The 17,321-nt window shown below is 64.6% G+C and carries 13 protein-coding genes; 3 read left to right on the forward strand and 10 right to left on the reverse strand.

Annotated features, from left to right (window positions below; all coding sequences use genetic code 11):
* Positions 1-287: 287 nt before the first annotated feature.
* Both PLD_RS10260 and PLD_RS10265 read right to left on the reverse strand, forming a co-directional pair.
* Positions 288-2,762: a TonB-dependent siderophore receptor gene (locus tag PLD_RS10260; protein ID WP_159892267.1), complete on the reverse strand. Its 2,475-nt coding sequence runs from the start codon at positions 2,760-2,762 to the stop codon at positions 288-290.
* A gap of 95 nt (positions 2,763-2,857) precedes the next feature.
* Entirely contained in the window at positions 2,858-4,510 is a 1,653-nt protein-coding gene (locus tag PLD_RS10265) for a cyclic peptide export ABC transporter (protein WP_159892269.1), read from the reverse strand.
* A 200-nt stretch (positions 4,511-4,710) separates the two neighbouring features.
* Here PLD_RS10265 and PLD_RS10270 point away from each other — a divergent pair, with 200 nt between their 5' ends.
* Complete coding sequence (locus PLD_RS10270) at positions 4,711-5,544, forward strand: formyltransferase family protein (protein WP_159892271.1); 834 nt, start codon at positions 4,711-4,713, stop codon at positions 5,542-5,544.
* A 56-nt stretch (positions 5,545-5,600) separates the two neighbouring features.
* Here PLD_RS10270 and PLD_RS10275 read toward each other — a convergent pair whose 3' ends face one another.
* Genes PLD_RS10275 through pvdM form a run of 3 tightly spaced genes read right to left on the reverse strand, consistent with a single transcriptional unit; the run spans position 5,601 to position 9,248 of the window.
* Positions 5,601-6,494, reverse strand: coding sequence for a formylglycine-generating enzyme family protein (locus tag PLD_RS10275; RefSeq protein WP_159892282.1), 894 nt, complete (start codon positions 6,492-6,494; stop codon positions 5,601-5,603).
* A gap of 51 nt (positions 6,495-6,545) precedes the next feature.
* Positions 6,546-7,853 carry an aminotransferase class V-fold PLP-dependent enzyme gene (locus PLD_RS10280; protein ID WP_159893470.1) on the reverse strand — a complete coding sequence of 436 codons (1,308 nt, stop codon included), beginning with the start codon at positions 7,851-7,853 and terminating at the stop codon, positions 6,546-6,548.
* A 21-nt stretch (positions 7,854-7,874) separates the two neighbouring features.
* Positions 7,875-9,248, reverse strand: a complete 1,374-nt coding sequence (gene pvdM / locus PLD_RS10285) for a pyoverdine-tailoring dipeptidase-like protein PvdM (protein ID WP_159892284.1) — start codon at positions 9,246-9,248, stop codon at positions 7,875-7,877.
* Positions 9,249-9,455: 207 nt separating this feature from the next.
* On the opposite strand from pvdM, the gene PLD_RS10290 reads away from it, so the two are divergent.
* The gene (locus PLD_RS10290; protein ID WP_159892286.1) at positions 9,456-11,084 is read left to right on the forward strand and encodes a twin-arginine translocation signal domain-containing protein; all 1,629 of its coding nucleotides are present in this window, start codon (positions 9,456-9,458) and stop codon (positions 11,082-11,084) included.
* A gap of 10 nt (positions 11,085-11,094) precedes the next feature.
* On the opposite strand, the gene PLD_RS10295 is transcribed toward PLD_RS10290, so the two are convergent.
* The 5 genes from PLD_RS10295 to PLD_RS10315 all read right to left on the reverse strand — a co-directional run bounded on the left by PLD_RS10295 (position 11,095) and on the right by PLD_RS10315 (position 16,495).
* Complete coding sequence (locus PLD_RS10295; RefSeq protein WP_159892288.1) at positions 11,095-11,532, reverse strand: SMI1/KNR4 family protein; 438 nt, start codon at positions 11,530-11,532, stop codon at positions 11,095-11,097.
* 18 nt (positions 11,533-11,550) lie between these two features.
* Complete coding sequence (locus tag PLD_RS10300) at positions 11,551-11,850, reverse strand: DUF3349 domain-containing protein (RefSeq protein WP_159892290.1); 300 nt, start codon at positions 11,848-11,850, stop codon at positions 11,551-11,553.
* Positions 11,851-11,949: 99 nt separating this feature from the next.
* The gene (locus PLD_RS10305; RefSeq protein ID WP_159892292.1) at positions 11,950-13,341 is read right to left on the reverse strand and encodes an efflux transporter outer membrane subunit; all 1,392 of its coding nucleotides are present in this window, start codon (positions 13,339-13,341) and stop codon (positions 11,950-11,952) included.
* Positions 13,342-13,348: 7 nt separating this feature from the next.
* Positions 13,349-15,322, reverse strand: coding sequence for a MacB family efflux pump subunit (locus PLD_RS10310; protein ID WP_159892294.1), 1,974 nt, complete (start codon positions 15,320-15,322; stop codon positions 13,349-13,351).
* Positions 15,323-16,495 (reverse strand): efflux RND transporter periplasmic adaptor subunit, encoded by a 1,173-nt coding sequence (locus PLD_RS10315; protein WP_159892296.1) that lies wholly within the window; start codon positions 16,493-16,495, stop codon positions 15,323-15,325.
* Positions 16,496-16,819: 324 nt separating this feature from the next.
* Here PLD_RS10315 and PLD_RS10320 point away from each other — a divergent pair, with 324 nt between their 5' ends.
* Positions 16,820-17,302 (forward strand): sigma-70 family RNA polymerase sigma factor, encoded by a 483-nt coding sequence (locus PLD_RS10320; protein WP_159892298.1) that lies wholly within the window; start codon positions 16,820-16,822, stop codon positions 17,300-17,302.
* The last annotated feature ends 19 nt before the right edge of the window (positions 17,303-17,321 follow it).

Below are 17,321 nucleotides of genomic sequence, written 5' to 3' on the forward strand. Positions count from 1 at the left end.
CTGTTGTAGGCGCTGCTGTGTCAGCGGCCCTGCGCAGGCCTGAAGGGCGCCTTCGCTGGCTGGCTCCTGCGCAGGCAGGTTGGAGGGGAGGCTGATCGATCGCCATGGTGGGCCCAGGCAAGTCAGCGAGCCTGCGCAGGCCTGAAGTGGCACTTCGTCGGCAAGCTACAGGGGCAGGTAGGAGGGGAGGGCGATCCTTCGCCGTTGTAGGAGCGGGCTTTCCAGGCCCTCTGCGCAGACCGCAGAGGGCCGTCGCCGGCAAGCCGGCTACAGGGGTAAGCGCTGTTTCAGAGCGACCAGCTGACCGTGACCATGGCGTTGCGCGGGTCGCCGTAGAGGCTGGTGCCGTAGTCGGTGTTGCTGCCGATGCTCTGGTAGTAGCGCTTGTCGAAGAGGTTGTTGACGTTGAGGCGAACGTTGACGTTTTCCGAAGCCTTGTAGCTGGTCATCAGGTCTACCAGGGCGTAGGACTTCTGTTCGATGCGGTAATCAAAGGTGCTCAGGTAGTCGTTGGTGCCCTTGTTGTAGATGGTGTTCTGGCCATAGATCCCGCCACCGATGGTCCAGCGGTTAAGGTCGCCGGGCAGTTGGTAGGTGGTGAAGGCCTTGAACACGCTGCGCGGGATGTCGGTGTAGAACAGGCGGCCGACGTTGGCTTCGTTGGAGTCCTTGGTGTACTTGACCGAGGCATAGGTGTAGCCCGCTCCCAGTTCCCAGCCCGGGGCCAGGGTGCCGTTGATTTCCAGCTCGATCCCTTCGCTACGCACCTGGCCCGCGGCTTCGTAGCAGGTGCTTCCCACTGGGCTGCACTGGTTGGGGTTGAGCGCTTTGGCGCGGTTTTCCTGGTCGATGCGGAAGATTGCCGCGCTGGCGTTCAGGTTGCCATCGAAGTATTCGCCCTTGATGCCCAGTTCGTAGTTCTTGCCTTCGATGGGCTTCAGAGCGCTATTGGAGGCGTCGAGCTCGGTCTGCGGCTTGAAGATATCGGTGTAGCTGACATAGACCGAGTGGTGCTGGTCCAGGTCATAGATGGCTCCGGCGTAGCGGGTCAGGTGGCGTGTCACTTTGTTCGGCAGGCTGGAGGCCGAAGGCTTGCCGTTCCAGGTGGTGGTCACGTCGTAGTCGTACCAGTCCAGGCGCCCGCCAAGGATCAGTTTCAGGTCATCGGTGATGCTCAGCCGCGTGGTGACGTAGGTGCCTTCCAGTTGGCTGGTGCGGCGTTGCGTCCAGGGGTTGGCACTCATGTCCGGCTTGGGAATGCCGCTGGGCTTGTAGATGTTGGTATGGGTCTCAAGGTCGATGGGCAGGCCCTTGCCCTTGAACGTCAGGTCGCGCCGACTGGCGCCCACCACCAACTCGTGGGTGCGCCCGAACAGGGAGAAGGGACCGGTGACATAACCGTCGTAGCTGTTTTGCTGGTCTTCGTAGTCGTAGCGGCCGATGTTCTGGCCGAATTCATCGTAGTTGGCGCCCATGCGTTCCGGGATGGAGCCGAGCATGTTCAGGTCCGACCAGCTCTTGCTGGCGGAAAGGAGCATTTTCCAGCTGTTGGCGAAACGGTACTCCAGGCGGCTGAACGCCGTGGTGTTGTTCTGATCCCAGTACTCCCACTTGCTGCCCAGGTAGCTTGAGCGCTTGAGGTGCAGGTCGCTGCCATCGGCGGCAACCGGCAGGCCACCCCAGGAGGTATTGTTCTTGCCGCTCTGGTTGGAGACGCCAAAGGTGAAGGTGGTGTCTTCGTTCAGATCGGCCTCGGTGATGCCATAGAACACCGAGCGTTCGGAACTGACGAAGTCCTGGAAGCTGCCCTTGCTCTGGTAGGCGGTGACCACCCGGCCGCGCAGGGTGCCACTGTCGTTGAGGGCGTCGGAGGCGTCGATCTCGGTGCGGTAGTTGTCCCAACTGCCGGCGCTGCCGGTGATGGTGACGCGTGGGGTGGCGGTGGGGCGCTTGCGCACCATGTTGATCGCGGCCGACGGGCTGCCCGCGCCCTGCATCATCCCGGTGGCGCCACGCACCACTTCCACACGGTCGAAGATCGCCATATCGGCTGAGGAGTTCATGTCCCGGCTCAAGTAGTGGGACAAATCGTTGGGCAAGCCGTCGGTCATCAGGTTTTCGACGGCAAAGCCACGGGAATAGAAGGTCGGTCGCTGCGGGCCGTCCTTGGTGATGGAGATCCCGGGGGTGGCCTTGAGCACGTCCTCCAGGGATTTCATGTTCTGGTCGTCCATGCGCTGGCGGGTGATGACCGTGACCGACTGCGGGGTTTCCCGGGCCGTCAGGGCCAGCTTGCTGGCAGTTTGCATGGCGCCGGTGGTGTAGGACCCGGTGTCCTCGGTGGTACTGCCCAGGCCCTGGCCGCTGATGGTCGTGGTTCCCAGCTCCAGCGCGCCATTGTTCCTCTGGTTGCGGATGGTGAGCGAGTTGTCCATGAGGGTGTAGGCCACCCCGGTGCCATGGAGCAAGGTTGCGATCGCCCGCTCCGGCGCATAGCTGCCGCTGAGGGCGTTGCTGCGCTTGCCCTGCACATCGTCAGGGCTGTAGAGCACCTGCATATTGGCCTGGCGCCCGAACGCTTGCAGGGCCGCCGCCAAGGACTGCGAGGCAATGTTGAAGTGGATCTCCTGGGCCTGGACCTGCGCCATCAGTGGCAGGGTCAGGGCCAGGCCCAGGGTGCGCGAAGCCATCTTGGGCGAGAACGCCTGGCAAAGCAGTGCTTTGGTCAGAGGGGTCAGTCGGTGGTGTGCGGGCATGCTCATACGCTCTTTTAGGTCCGGCAGATGTAATGATTGTTAATGCTAGTAATTCTCAATTCTGTCTGTAGGACGCATCAGCGACCAGAAACCGGAAACAATTACGCCGGTTGCAGTTCCGTCAGGATTCGCCCGGCCTTCATGCGCACCAGCTGATCGGCAATATCGAAGTAGCGATCGTCGTGGCTGATGACGATGATGGTTTTGCCCAGGCGCTTGAGATCGGGCAGCAGCTCGGTGTAGAAAATCCGCCGGAAGGTCGGGTCCTGGTCGGCGGCCCATTCGTCGAACACCAGCACCGGGCGCTCTTCCAGCCAGGCATTGACCAGGGCCAGGCGCTTGCGCTGGCCGGTGGACAGGTCAGTGGTGGTGAAGGCGCCGTCCTTGACGCTGACCTTGTGCGCAATCTCCAAGCGGTTCAGGTACTGGGTGGCGACGTCCAGCGACTTGCCCGCGTTGCCCTGGACCAGGTCGTCGAACAGGTAGTAGTCGGCGAACACCGTGGTGAAAAGCTGCCGGTAGTCATCCCGGGCGCGGTCGGTCACTACTTCGCCGTTGAGACGGATCTCTCCGGACTGGGGCTGGTACAGGCCTAGCAACAGCTTGATCAGGGTGGTCTTGCCGCAGCCGTTCTCGCCGACGATGAAGACGATGTCGCCCTGCTTGATGTTCAGGTTGATCGGGCCCAGGTGGAACGCTTCGCTGCCTTCCACCGGCGGTGGGCTGTAGCGCACTTCGCGCAGTTCCAGGCTGCGCACCACCGTTTGCGACGCTTCGCTGTCGTCCATCAGCAGATGCGGTTCGGGAGAGGAGAAGCGTTCGGACAGCTCGCTGATCCGGGCGAAGGCGATCTTGGCCTTACCGACGATGGGCAGGTAGCCGACCACATGCTCCAGGGGGCCTTTCATGTACAGCAGCACCAGCACGAAACCGGTGATCACCGCGGGGTCCGGGTTCGGGTAGTAGGCTTGCATGGCCAGGGCCAGACCGATGACCACGAAGAACAGCATCGAGCCGAAGCTCTTGGCCAGGATGTAGATGTTCACCGAACGCACCTGGATATCGCTGATGCGGTCTGCGGTTTTCTGGATGCGCTGGGTGTTCATGCGAAAGCGCCGCGGCCGGTGGATGCGCAGTTCCTTGGCGCCGGAGGCGATCGCGTTGTAGTAGCGCTGCAGCTCGTCCTCGTGGTCGCGGGCCTCGTCGAAGCCCTTGATGCCCTTGCCGCCGGCCACCAGTTGCACACTGGTGCCGATGATGATGGCCACTACCATCATCAGGAACATCGGCACCGAGAGGTACGCCAGGTAGCCCAGGCAGCCCAGGGTGACGGTGGTGGCGATGGCAAGGGGGGTGAAGGCGAAGGAGAAGTCGCTGATGGTGTCGACGTCGTGGGTCAGCACCGGGATCAGGCGGTGGGAGCGATAGCGTTCGATCTGGGTGATGGGCGCCGAGAGGACCTTTTCCCCCAGGTCCTTGCGCAGGGCGGCAATGATGCGTTGCCCCACATAGTTAGTGCCGACATCCGAGACGATGGAACTGATCAGCGCCAGTACGCACAGGGCGGCGAAGGTCAGGACCACGCCCTGGGTCATGCCGGTCGCCGAGTGCAGGGCGTTGTTGATGGTGGCCAGTAACAGGGTGATGGCCAGGCCGCCGGCCATGCCCAAGGCGACGGAGATCACCACGATGGTGCGAAAGGGCCTGAGCAATGCGAGCAAACCATTGAAGGCGCCGCGCTTGGGGTCGGTCATAAGTGCTTCCCTGAGAGTGGATAGAGGGTCGTTGCACGCAGACCCTTACCCCTGACAAACGAAGCGCCGAGGCCAGTATTTAGCTCGGTCTGCCAGCCTGACGGGCGCTGCGGATAAATTGCCCGGCCCGCGGTTCGTTCTTGTGCTGTGGGCGCACGTGTATCGACGCAGTGCCTGATCCATTCAGTGAGAGCGAGCCAATGACGAAGAAGAATCTGGTGTATGTCTGGTCCCTGCGTAACGCCGCCGCCGACAAGGCGGGGCAGCCGGTGGCCTACAAGGACCACGAGCGCTACATGAAATCGGTGCTGGAATTTCTGGTCCAGACGCTTAACCAGACCCCGCTGGGCGAGGTCTACGACCTGGTGGGTGTGGTCTATGACGATGACCAGCAGTCACCACGGGACCAGCAGCTGGTGAGCGACTACGGCTTTGCCTACCAGCCGGGCCGCCAGTGGCTGTACCCGGCGGACCTGGAAGTGCAGGGCAAGCGGGTCAACGACTTGCTGCTGAACGTGCCGTCCACCTATCGTCGCCATCCCAGGGGCAGCGCCGAGCACATCGCCGGCAAGCAGGATTTCGAACGTCGCCTGCACGACACTCTGGTGGAACTCAAAGCCGATATCGTGGTGCTCGATGGCCTGCTGGTGATCCTTGATGAGCTGGTGCGTCCGGGGGCGCCGTTCGCCCGGCGGATCATGAACATCCACCCGGGCATCACCCGCATCGAGTCGCCTTATGAGCGGCGCGGTGCCTATGCCACCTGGAATGCCTTGTACGGTGCCCGTGGGCAGAAGGTGGTGGACTGGAGCACCCGGGAAACCGAGCCGACCCGGCCGCTGTATCTCACCGGGGCCTCGTTCCACTACGTGGACAACGGCATCGATTCCGGTGAAGTGCTGCATGACGTGCTCAACACCGAGATCGGGCCCGAGGACACCATCCTTGAGCTACGCTGGAACAACTTCAACAACAGCCTGTTCCCGGCCTTGCGCCAGGGCCTGTGGCTGATGGTCGATAAACTGCGCCCGTAGGCGTTCAGCGCAGCGGTCCAGCGCGGTCATCGCGCTGGGCCGCCGGCCATCGTAGGTTACTTGTGGCTGGCACCGGGCTGTTCCAGCTCACGCACCACGCGAAAGCTCAGCCAGTCCCCGCGCACTTCACGCTTGCGGCTGTTGCGGTTGCCCGAACGCGAGAACACCGGCGCTTCACCCCAGTCGTTGCCACGAATCTGTGCGTCCAGGCACACCCCTTGCGACTCTTCCATCCAGGCCCGGCCATCGGCAGGCGCGCCTACATAGTCCGGGTGCCAGCAGTCGGCGACCCACTCATAGACATTGCCGTGCATGTCATACAGGCCGAAGGCGTTGGGCGGATAGCTGCCCACCGGGGCGGTGAAGCTGAAGCCGTCCTTGGGGCCGTAGGTATTGGCGTGCTTGGTGATCTGGTATTGGCCTGCCTCATCGAAAGGGAAGGGGAAGGAACCGGTGCTGCCGGCGCGTGCGGCATATTCGCGTTCCGCCTCGCTGACCATGCGGTAGTGCTTGCCGGTTTTTTTCGACAGCCACTGGGTATAGGCCCGCACGTCGGCGTAGTCGACGCAGACCGCCGGCTGGCGCGGCCCCTGTTCATAGCGTGGCTTGCTGGCCTGGCACAGGCGGCCGGGCCGGTCGTCGCCGTCCTTGATCACGGTACCGGTTTCGCGGAGGTAGGCGTCCAGCTCGGCGGCAGTGACATGGAAGCGGCTCATGGCGAAGGCGTTCTTGAAGGTCACGGTGTGCTGCGGGCCTTCATCGGGCTCGCGGCCCACTTCGTCTTCCGGGGTGCCCATGACAAAGCTGCCGGCCGGCAGGACCACCATTTCCGGGCAGTTCTTGCAGTCCTTGAACACGCTGCCGGGCTTGGGCGGTTCTACTGCGTGTGCGTTGAGGCTGATCAGGCAACCGACCAGGGCGGCCAGCGAGGAGTAGGCGGCGGGTTTCATCAATCAATAACCTTGTGCAATGTGGGTTCAGGGGGGGGGCGTGGCAACGGCTCAGGCGCTCTTGCTGCGGCGCAGGCGCTGGCCCAGCAGGTCCATGGCTCGGTCGATATCCGCCTCGCTGTTGAGCAGGCCGGGGGCCATGCGCACTACCGGCCCGGCATCGCGGTCCACCGCGTCCACCAGGATGCGGTTCTCGATCAACCAGGCGGCGGTGGCGTCGGTGTCCAAGTTCTGGCCGCGGAAGAAGGTGAAGCCGGCGGAATGCTCCGGGCTCAGGGGCGTGACCAGTTCAATGCCTGGGTGTTCCAGCAGGCGCTGCTTGAGGTAGCTGTTGAGTGCGTGGATGCGCGACTGGATGTTGGCCTTGCCCAGTTGCATGTGCAGGTCGAAGGCCTGGTCCACGGCCCAGCGGTGCTCGAAGCTGTGGTAGCCGCCGGGGGTCATGGTGGTGGCGAAGTTCTGGTTTTCGGAGAAGGTCGCCACCAGCGGCGTCAGGTGTTCGAGTTGTTCCGAGCGCGAGCAGAAGATCCCGGTGCCGCGCGGGCCGAACATCCATTTGTGGGTGCCGGCGACGAAGAAATCGCAGTTCAGGTCGGCGAAGGTGACGTCTTCCACCCCCAGCCCGTGCACGCCATCGACGCAGTAGAGAATTCGCTCATGCTCATCGCGATTGCGGTTGTGCTGGTCCACCAGCTTGCCGATCTCACCGATCGGCAGTTTCACACCGCTGCCCGACTGCACCCAGGTCATGCCCAGTACCCGGGTGTTGGCGCGGATGTTGCGGTCGATATTGCCCAGCACTTCGTCGGTGGACACGCCCTGGGGCGACTTGAACAACTCGATGCTGCGCACCTGGGTGCCGTCGCGCTGGGTGCGGTACTTCAGGGCGTTGCGGGTTGAGTAGTGCTCGTGAACCGTGGTCAGGATCTCCTGCCCGGGGCGCACATGGATGCCGCCATACATCAGCGCCAGGCCTTCGGTGGTGCTGCCGGTCAGGGCCACCTGGGCGGGCTTGATCTGCAGGTAGCGGCCGACGCTTTGGCGCACTTGGGCCTCGCGCTGCCAGGTGTACTGGGTGTCGTAGTCCATGGCCATGGCCGGGTTGCGGTCGAGCACGGCACGGTACTTTTCGATGGCCTCGCGCACGGGCCTTGGGTGTGAGGTGATCAGGAAGTTGGCCAGGTGCACGTAGTTCGGGTCCAGGTCGAACAGCTGGCGCAGTTGGGTCCAGGGTGTGCTGCTGGCGGCGGCCGAGGGCGCGGCCGTGCTGGCCCGAACCTGGCTGATGGCGAGGTTGCCCAGGGGCAGGGCGGCGGCCAGCAGGCCGGCGTGCTTGAGGAAGGTCCGTCGATGGGTCACAGGAAGGCTCGTGGTCATGGGTTAGCCGGCGACGGCGGGATGCGGGGCGGGTTGCGCTGGCTTGGCCAGTTTCTGCACCTGTTCCCAGACGCGCAGATAGTTCTCGCCCCACAGCTTGGCGATCTCGATATCGCTGTAGCCGCGCTGGATCAGCTCGGCGGTGACGTTGCGGTTGTCCGCCACGCTCATCCAGCCAATGACCCCGCCGCCCTCGTTGAAGTCGGAGCTGATGCCGACGTGGTCGATGCCGACTTTCTTCACCGTGTAGTCGATGGCGTCGACGAAGTCCTTGAGGCTGGCCTTGGGCTCTTCATCGAGGATGCCGTACAGGGAGCTGGCGTATTCACCAAAGCGCTGTTCCGGCCAGATGGTGATCACGGCGTCGCCGGGCATCAGGGCGTTTTCCAGGCCTTGCAACGGCCCCAGGTCGAAGCGTTGGCGCAGGGCATTGAGCTTGTCCAGGGTCGGTTGGCTGAGGGGCCGCAGGTAGGTGGAAAACCCCACCACCTGGATCACCCCGCCGGTGGCCTTGATCTGTTGCATGTCCCGGTCGCTGAGGTTGCGCGGGATATCCACCAGCGCCCTGGGGGCGGAGTGGGATGCCACCAGCGGCGCCCGGGTCAGGCTCGCCACGTCGTCCAGGGCCTTGCTCGACATCTGCGAGACATCGATCACCACCCCCAGGTCATTGAGGCGCTGCACCGCTTGCTTGCCGATCGGTGAGAGGCCGCCGAGGGCGTCCCGGGTGTCATTGAAGAACGGCAGCGGGCGCGACGAGTCGGCCCAGTCGTTATTGCCGACATAGCTGAAGCCGAACAGGCGCATGCCCCGGGCGGCCCACTGGTCCAACTGGTCCAGGTCGTCGCCCATGGCGTAGGCATTGAGCAGGCTGATCACCACCGCCACCTTGCCTTCGGAGGCGATGCGGCGCAGGTCGGCAGGGGTGTAGGCGATGGCGGTCTGGTTGGGGAAGTCGCGCACCATGCCCTGGATGATCCGGTAGCGGGTTTCGCGCTGGTGGCGGGCTTCCTCGACGAAACCGGCGGTGGGACGGTGCGGCGCGTTGGCGCCGTTCCACATTTCCGGCCAGGCCAGAATGCTCAGGGCGGCGCCGGACATGCGACCGCGACCGGCCTTGACCAGGTCGAACTGGCGAGCGGTGTCCTTGTCCGCTTCGCTGCCTTCGGTGCCGAAATCCAGAGGCACGGTGATGTGGCTGTCGAAGGAAATGATCCGTTCCTGCAGGTCGTTGGCGTGCTTGACGATCTCGCTGGGGTAGGACACCCGGTCCTTCCAGTAGGAGTGCCAGGCCGCGCCGGCACCCACGCCGAGGGCGGCAACGAGCAGTATCAGCAGGCTCAGATAGAGGGTTTTCTTACCAGATATTTTGATCATTGCTATCCCAGTCGCAGGCGGGCTGATGACGGGGTCGGGCCCTGGGGTTCAGTGCTGTCGGGTCCGACCTTTTGTGCACATCTATCCGCGATAAACGAGCTGGCCGAGCGCAAATTTAGCGCTCCGGGAATCGCTGGCCGGTAAATTTCCCTGCAAATCCAACGTTCTAGCTAGATGCGTGACGCGCCACTGGATAAAGGTAGAGCGATGAGGTTTTCGAGAAGAGGATTTTTGACCGGTCTGGCGGTGACAGGAGCGGCTATCCCTGTGGCGTTCTACACCCAGAAGGCGTTGCAGCGTCAGGATATTCGCCGCAAGGAAGAGCAGGAGATCACCCCCGGGGAAGCCAAGTTGGAGGTGGCCCTGGACCCTGGCGTGCGCCTTGCCGATCACCTGCGGGGCATCTGGGACATCGAGTTCCTTGACGCCAACGGACCGCCATCCTTGCCTCGTAAAGGCTGTGAGTTGTTGCTGGATGCCGGCCCCACCGGGCGCGGCTTGCGCGGTGTGCTGGGGCGTGCGCAGAGCCTGCGCGGCGACGGCCCGGTGGAGTTTCTGGTGCAGGGCGACCTGGCGTCGGTGGATGCCGCCAAGCTGCGCTGGCGTCTGTTTGCCGGTGGCCGGATAGCCGGTGCCCCCAGCCATGAGTGCCAGGTGGTGCTCGACGAGGTCTGGGCCAGTTGGGGCAATGCCGGTAGCGGCACCCTCAGTGGCAGCCTGCAGTCGTTGCAGGCGTCGCCGCTGGCGCCGGTATCCGCGGCGCGTTTTGTGGCGCGCAAGCGGGTCTTTCCGGCCGCCCGGGACCAGAGCGGGCTGAGCCCCGCCTTGCTGGCGTGGCTGGTATCGCCGCAGCACCGCCTGTTCCACCAACTCTGGCACGCCTCGCGGGACCGTTGGCACACCCTGCCCAAGGACAAGCGCAACAGCTTGCGAGGGCTCGGCTGGCAGCCGGGCCCGGTCAAGCATGAGCGTGATGCCCGTGGGCGGCGCAAGCATCGCAATGCCTCGGGCATCGACTTTCTGTTCATGCACCGGCACATGTTGCTGCACGCCCGCTCGTTGCAGCCGGACCTGGTGTCCTGGCACCAGTTGCCGCAGCCCTGTGCCCGTCTTGAGCAGGACCGGCAGGCCTTTATCCGCTATTACGAAAACCATGACGGCTGTTCGGTGCCGCCGGCCTGGGTGGCCGACGACGATGAAGAGTTCACTCAATGGCTGCACGGGCTGAAAAGCGATGCGGCGTTCTACGGCAACTTCCAGGTCTGGGAGTCGCAGTACCAGGACCCGGAGTACCTCAGCCGCCTGACCCTGGGCCAGTTCGGCTCGGAGGTCGAACTGGGTCTGCACGACTGGCTGCACATGCGCTGGGCCGATGTCGCCCGCGATCCTTCCAACGGCATGCCGGTGATGGAAGCGCGCCTGTCCTCGGATTTCGCCGGGCGCTGGTACCAGCCCGAGAACGACTTTCTCGGCGATCCCTTCTCGTCCCACGTGCACCCCATGTTCTGGAAATTCCATGGCTGGATCGATGACCGGATCGACGACTGGTTCCGGGCCCACGAGCGCTACCACCCCGGCGAAGTGTTGCGTCGCGAGGTCAATGGCGTGCCCTGGTTCGCCCCAGGGCGCTGGGTCGAGATCGACGACCCGTGGCTGGGGGCCTCGACCCATGGCTGCGGCCCCCTGGGCAATGCCCCGGGAGAAATGTCCCTGGAGATGGATCAGGAGGTCATGAAGCTGGCCTTGCGCATCGCCCTGAGCCGTGACGAAAAGGTGCCGGACCTGCTCAAGCGGGCACCGCGGCGGCCCTGGTATGCCCAGCACTTGAAGCTCTGAGGCGGGGGATTCAGTTGCTCAGGGCCACTTCGGCGAGGAAGCTCAAGAGTCCGCTGTATCGGCTGGCCTGCCATTGCCCGGTGTTGTGGTCGAAGCACTCGACCGGCGCCGGGCAGTGCCGGTTCTCGATCCTGAACCCGTAGAAGTCACCGCAGCCGTTCTCTGAAAACAGCAGGTGATCCTTGGCGATGGTCGGGTGCGCCCGGTTGATCTCGACCAGATGGAAATCACTGCTGCTGTCCAGCGAGTAGAGCGTGCTCAGGGCAAAGTAGCCGCCACCGCACTCCTTGAGGAACCAGGCGTAATCGGCCGGCAGTTGCAGCCCCAAGGCCTGCTGCGCCTCCAGGATCTGGGCTTGGCTGGCAGGGCGGTCTGACGGCAGTTCGAACCAGATCGGATGGCTGCGCTTGCGCTCGTCCAGCAGTTGCTTGAAGTCCTCGACGTGCATTTTTTGCTCCTTGTGCAGTCAGTCGTCCGTCAGGATGGACCAGGCACCGTGTTGCTCCAGTAAGTCCTGCAGCGCCTGCAGCTCTGCGGCGGGCGGCGGCTGGCCGGTCACGGCGGCGTAGAGGTCGTTGAGCATGAAGTCTGCGTCCCTGTGGGTGAGCTGAGCCATCAGCTGTGCCAGATTGCGGTCGCACCAGTGCGGGTACAGCAGCACCAGAAGACGGTTGTAGTCGCGGCTGTCGAGCCCGTTGGGGTAGACCTTGCGCAGTAGGGGCAGCAGGCCTGCCAGTGGCTCGTGCGGCGCTTTTTCGAGGGGCATGGGCTTTGTTGGCGGTGGGGCGGGAGGGGATTCTAGGCGATTGCACGCTCGGCCGTTGCGCTGGGCGCGGGAGTGACCGGGCCGGCCACTCCCGCCTTGTCATTGGCTCCAGCCGCCCCCCAGGGCCTTGTACAGGGCGATGCTCGATTGCAGGCGCGACAGCCGCAGTTGCACGTTCTGGTCCTGGGCGGTGTACAGGGTGCGTTGGGTTTCCAGCACGGTCAGCAGGTCTTCGGCGCCGGCCTGATAGCGGCTCTGGGCGATCTCGAAGGCGCGCTGCGCCTGATTCAGCTCTTCGCTCTGCCACTGGCGCTGCTGGTCCAGGCCGCGAATGCTGTTGAGGGCTTTTTCCACATCGGCAAAACCATTGATGATCGCCCCGCGATAGTTCTCCAGCAGCTCTTCCTGGCGCGCCCTGGCCTTGTCCCGCTCGGCGCTCAGGCGCCCGTTGTTGAAGATCGGCGCCATCAGGCCGGAGGTGAGGCTGTAGAAGGGGTTGCGCAACACGTTGCCCAGCTTGTCGGCATCCGAGCCCAGGTTGGCGGTCAGGGTCAGGGTCGGCAGCATCGCCGCCCGCGCCACGCTGACGTCGGCCTGGGCCGCTGCCAGCCGGGCCTCGGCAGCGGCGATATCGGGGCGGCGGGTCAGCAGCTCGCTGGGCACTCCGGCGTCGATGGTCGGCCAGTTCAATTGGGCCAAAGGCTGATCGCTCAGGGTCAGGCTCTGCACCGGCCGACCCAGCAGGGTGGCGAGGGTGATCAGCGCCTCTTCGGCCTGCTGTTGCACCAGGGGCAGCTGGCGTTGCTGGGCGGCCACCAGGCTTTTCTGCTGGGCCAGTTCCAGGGCGGTGGCCGAGCCGGCGTCGTAGCGGGTTTGCACCAGTTGCAGCACGTTCTGCGCATTGGCCAGGTTGAGTTCGGCGATACGCAGCTGTTCGCGCAGGGACAGGACCTGGGCGTAGTTGTTGGCCACGCCGCTGAGCAGGGTCAGCTCAACGGTGGCCTGGTCGAACTCGCTGGCCTGGACTCCGAGCCGGGCGCTGTCGTAGGCGGCGCGGCGACCGCCCCAGAAGTCGACTTCATAGGTGGCGCTCAGGCCCGCGTCGAACGAGTTCGTGACCGTGCTGTTGCTGCTGGAATCGAGCTGGCTGGCGTTGTTGCCGCGCAACTGTTTTCTGCGGCTGGCGTTGAAGGTGCCATTGACGCTGGGCAGCAGCGGCGCCCCGGCGACGATGGCACTGGCCTGGGCCTGGCGGACCCGGGCCATGGCGGCCGCCAGGTCGTGGCTGCCGGCCCGGGCTTCGGCGATCAGTTGGTCCAGCTCCGGGCTGCCGAAACGGGTCCACCAGCGCAGGTCTTGCTGCTGGTCGCCCTGGCTGGCGGGAGAGTGCCAGGACGCCGGTGCTTGCAGGCCGCTTTCCGGGCGCGGCGCGGGGCTGCTGCAGGCCGCCAGCAAAATACTGGCGGCCAGGAGGGGCAGGTGCACTTTCATAGATCGATCATTCACTGGTAAGGGCCGTGACCGGGTCGAGCCGGGCAGCTTTGCGGGCCGGCATGAAGCCGAAGATGACGCCGGTGACCAGGGCGCAGGCGAAGGCGCCGAGCACTGCGGCCAGGGAGAAGGCCACCGCCACTTCGCTGAGGATCAGGATGCCGCCGATGATCAGGGCCACGCCGATGCCGGCCAGGCCGCCGACCACCGAAAGCATCACTGCTTCGGTGAGGAACTGGCGCAGGATGTCGCGCTGGCGGGCACCGGTGGCCATGCGGATACCGATTTCCCGGGTGCGTTCGCGCACGGTCATGAGCATGATGTTCATCACCCCGATGCCGCCCACCAGCAGCGAGATCGCGGCAATGGCCCCGAGCATCAGCGACAGGGTGTTCTGGGTCCGGGCCTCGGCCTGGATCATCGCGGCGTTGTTGGTCAGTTCGAAATCGCGCTTGCCGCCGTGCATGCGCAGCATCAGTTCATCGATCTCCTGTTCGGTCTGCTTGACCCGGCTGGCATCGGCGGCGGCGATCGCCACGTATTGTGGGTTGTGGTCGCCGAACAGGCGGATGCTGGCGGCGGAGTAGGGCACGGCGATGCGGTCGTCACTGTCGCTGTCGCCGGAGCTGGCGCCTTTTTCCGAGAGTACGCCGACCACCTGGAACGGCACGTTTTCGATGAGGATGTACTGGCCGATGGGGTTGGCCACGTCCTTGAGGAGCTTTTCCCGGACCTTGTGGCCAATCACCGCCACGGCAGCCGCCGAGCGTTCGTCGGCTTCGCTGAAGTAGCTGCCCTGCACCACCGGCCAGTTGAAGATCTGCGGGAAATTGGTGTCGTTACCGCCGACATAGGCCATGTAGTCGCGGTTGCCGTAGCGCACCCCGGCCTGCGCGCCGTTGACCGGCATGATGCGTTTCACCTGGGGCAGGTTGGCCAGGGCGGCGACGTCATCCAGGGTGACGATGCCTTCCGGGGTGCGCGGGTTGGGCGAGTAGCCGCTCAGGTAAATGATGTTCGAACCGAAGGCGCCCATCTGTGCCATCACCTGGCGCTTGCTGCCTTCGCCCACCGCCAGCATCACCACCACCGAGGCCACGCCGATGACGATCCCCAGCAGGGTCAGGGCGGTGCGGAAGCGGTTGATCCACATCACCCGCCAGGCCGCCTGCACCGCTTCCAGCAGCTCGCCTTTCCAGGCGCCGGTGGCTTCGCTGCCGTCGGCCAGGCGCTGGCGCAGGTCCACCGCCTGCAAGGCGCCGGCGTTGGCGCTCTGTTGCACCGACGGGTCGTGGTGGGCGGTGTCGCTGATGATCTCGCCGTCGCGGATCTCGATGATGCGCTTGGCCCGTGCCGCCACTTCGCGGTCGTGGGTGATGAGGATCACCACGTGGCCCTGGCTGGCCAGTTCGTCCAGCAGGGCCATGACTTCGGCGCCGCTGTGGCTGTCCAGGGCGCCGGTGGGTTCGTCGGCGAGGATGATGTGGCCGCCGTTCATCAGGGCGCGGGCGATGGACACCCGCTGCTGCTGGCCGCCGGACAATTGATGCGGACGGTTGCCGCTGCGGCTGGCCAGGCCCAGGCGCTCCAGCAGGGCGGCGGCGCGGGCGTGGCGTTCGGCGGCCGGGGTGCCGGCGTAGATGGCCGGCATCTCGACGTTTTCCTGGGCCGAGCCGGAAGGGATCAGGTGGTAGCCCTGGAACACGAAGCCGAAGGCCTCGCGGCGCAGCCAGGCCAGTTCGTCGCTGTCCAGATGAGCCACATTCTCCCCGGCGAACAGGTACTCGCCCGAGGTCGGGCGGTCCAGGCAGCCGAGGATGTTCATCAGGGTCGACTTGCCGGAGCCTGAGGCGCCGACGATGGCGACGAATTCCCCGGCGTGGATCGACAGGTCGATGCCGCGCAGGACATCGACTTGCGGGCTGTCGCCACCACCGTAGGATTTGCGGATCTGCCTGAGGTCGATCAGTGGCGTCTGCATTCAACCTCCGCTGTTGTTGGTCGGGCCGATCAGCAGGTGCTCGCCTTCGTTCAGGCCGTCCAGCACCTGGATGCGCAGGCGGTCGCTGATGCCGACCCGGACCTTGCGCGTCTCGATCGAACCGTTCTTGGCCACCACCCGGGCCATCTGCTGGTCCGGCTCGCTGCTGCCCTGCAGGGCGGCGATGGGCGCGGTGAGGACGTTCTTTGCCTGGCTGGCGACAAAGAACACCTGGGTGGTCATTTCCGCCATCAGCGCGTTGTCGGCGTTGTCCACGTCCAGCAGCACGGTGTAGAGCACCACCCGGCCGCTGCCGCTTTTGCTGGTGCTGGCCGGGCTGCCGCCGCCCTGGCTGGTTTCGTTCAGCGGCTTGGGCGGGATCGGCAGGATCTGGCGCACGGTGCTGGTCCAGCGCCGGTTGCCGCCGCTCAAGGTGGTGAAGTAGGCCGGCATGCCGGGTTTGACGTGGCCGATGTCGGCTTCGGAGACTTCGGCCCAGACCGTCATGGGCGAGAGTTTGGCGATGCGCAGGATCAACGGGGTCTGCTGCTGGGCGTTGAGGGTCTGGCCTTCGCGGGCGTCCACCGCCACCACGGTGCCGGACATGGGGGCGTAGATGCGCGTATAGCCCAGCTCCGCCTGGTCGCTGCGCAAACTGGCCTGGGCCTGGCGGATCTGTGCCTTGAACATGTTGATCCGCGCCTGGGTGGCCTTGAGTTCGGCCTGGGCGGTCTGTACGTCCTCTTCGCGAGTGGCGCCACCGGCCGCCAGGTTCTGCTGGCGCTGGTATTTCTGCCGGGCCAACTGGTTCTGGGCGTACTGCTCCTGTAACTGGGCCTGCAGGTTCTCAATGGCGAAACGGCTGGCGTCGAGTTTGGCCTGCTGGGTGGCCGGGTCGATCTCCACCAGCAGTTGGCCCTCTTTGACGGTGTCGCCGGCTTCGACGTGGATCTTGCGGATCTGCCCGGAGGCCTGGGCGCCGACGTCCACATAACGTCTGGGTTGCAGGGTGCCCAGGGCGGTGACGCTGCTTTCGATATCGCCGCGTTGCACTTGTACGGTGGCGAACTGGTCGCGCCCGGGAGGGCTGAGCGTCCAGGCGGCGATGGCAATAGCGGGGATCACACAGAGTGCGGCAAGCAGGGCGCGTCGGGTATGTCGAGGACGTTTCATGCAGGGTTCCGGCCGGGGGGTATCGGCCCGTCATGCCGAGCGAATCGCGAGATGCGGCGCGGCTGGAGGCTGCCGCAGAAACGGCAGAGACGGGGAGCTGTCAGGTAAACGAGAGGCCACCGGGTGAATTTAGCTGCCGACACATAGCGTTACAGCTGTCGGAAAACTGAAAATAAACCCGCGGCGGCGCTACGGTACTTTAAATCTATATGAGAATTACTATAAATTACGCCACCTCTAAACTGCCATCATTGAATCACCGGGCCCAGCCGGCCATGCCGGTCTTGCTCAAGGACAGAATCGCCGCCAGGGCGGTCGGGAGCCATGTTGGAAAGTTACTATCGCGAGCTGATGTGCTTCCTCAATGCCAAGCTGGGCAATCGCCAAGTGGCCGAGGACGTGGTGCACGATGCTTATGTGCGAGTGCTGGAGCGTTCCAGCGATACGCCCATCGAACAGCCGCGAGCGTTTCTCTACCGCACGGCGCTGAACCTGGTGATCGACGGCCATCGACGCAATGCCCTGCGCCAGTCCGAACCCCTGGAGGTGCTGGACAACGAAGAGCGCTACTTCAACCCTTCACCGCAGACCAGCCTGGACCACGGCCAGCGCCTGGAGATGCTGCAGCGCGCCTTGGCGGAACTGCCGCGGCTGTGTCGCGAGAGCTTTCTCCTGCGCAAGCTCGAAGGCTTGTCCCATCCGCAGATCGCCGAGCAGTTGGGGATTTCCCGCAGTCTGGTGGAGAAGCACATCGTCAATGCCATGAAGCATTGCCGGGTGCGGTTGCGGCAGTGGGACGCTCAATAAGGCGTTGCCATTGCGACGC

The sequence above is a fragment of the Pseudomonas sp. LD120 genome (assembly GCF_009861525.1).
Taxonomy (GTDB): domain Bacteria; phylum Pseudomonadota; class Gammaproteobacteria; order Pseudomonadales; family Pseudomonadaceae; genus Aquipseudomonas.

Bases quoted from the DNA above. Each gene is read 5' to 3' on its own strand.
- PLD_RS10260 (WP_159892267.1), bottom strand. From the start codon at position 2,762: ATGAGCATGCCCGCACACCACCGACTGACCCCTCTGACCAAAGCACTG.
- PLD_RS10265 (WP_159892269.1), bottom strand. From the start codon at position 4,510: ATGACCGACCCCAAGCGCGGCGCCTTCAATGGTTTGCTCGCATTGCTC.
- PLD_RS10270 (WP_159892271.1), top strand. From the start codon at position 4,711: ATGACGAAGAAGAATCTGGTGTATGTCTGGTCCCTGCGTAACGCCGCC.
- PLD_RS10275 (WP_159892282.1), bottom strand. From the start codon at position 6,494: ATGAAACCCGCCGCCTACTCCTCGCTGGCCGCCCTGGTCGGTTGCCTG.
- pvdM (WP_159892284.1), bottom strand. From the start codon at position 9,248: ATGATCAAAATATCTGGTAAGAAAACCCTCTATCTGAGCCTGCTGATA.
- PLD_RS10290 (WP_159892286.1), top strand. From the start codon at position 9,456: ATGAGGTTTTCGAGAAGAGGATTTTTGACCGGTCTGGCGGTGACAGGA.
- PLD_RS10295 (WP_159892288.1), bottom strand. From the start codon at position 11,532: ATGCACGTCGAGGACTTCAAGCAACTGCTGGACGAGCGCAAGCGCAGC.
- PLD_RS10300 (WP_159892290.1), bottom strand. From the start codon at position 11,850: ATGCCCCTCGAAAAAGCGCCGCACGAGCCACTGGCAGGCCTGCTGCCC.
- PLD_RS10305 (WP_159892292.1), bottom strand. From the start codon at position 13,341: ATGAAAGTGCACCTGCCCCTCCTGGCCGCCAGTATTTTGCTGGCGGCC.
- PLD_RS10310 (WP_159892294.1), bottom strand. From the start codon at position 15,322: ATGCAGACGCCACTGATCGACCTCAGGCAGATCCGCAAATCCTACGGT.
- PLD_RS10315 (WP_159892296.1), bottom strand. From the start codon at position 16,495: ATGAAACGTCCTCGACATACCCGACGCGCCCTGCTTGCCGCACTCTGT.
- PLD_RS10320 (WP_159892298.1), top strand. From the start codon at position 16,820: ATGTTGGAAAGTTACTATCGCGAGCTGATGTGCTTCCTCAATGCCAAG.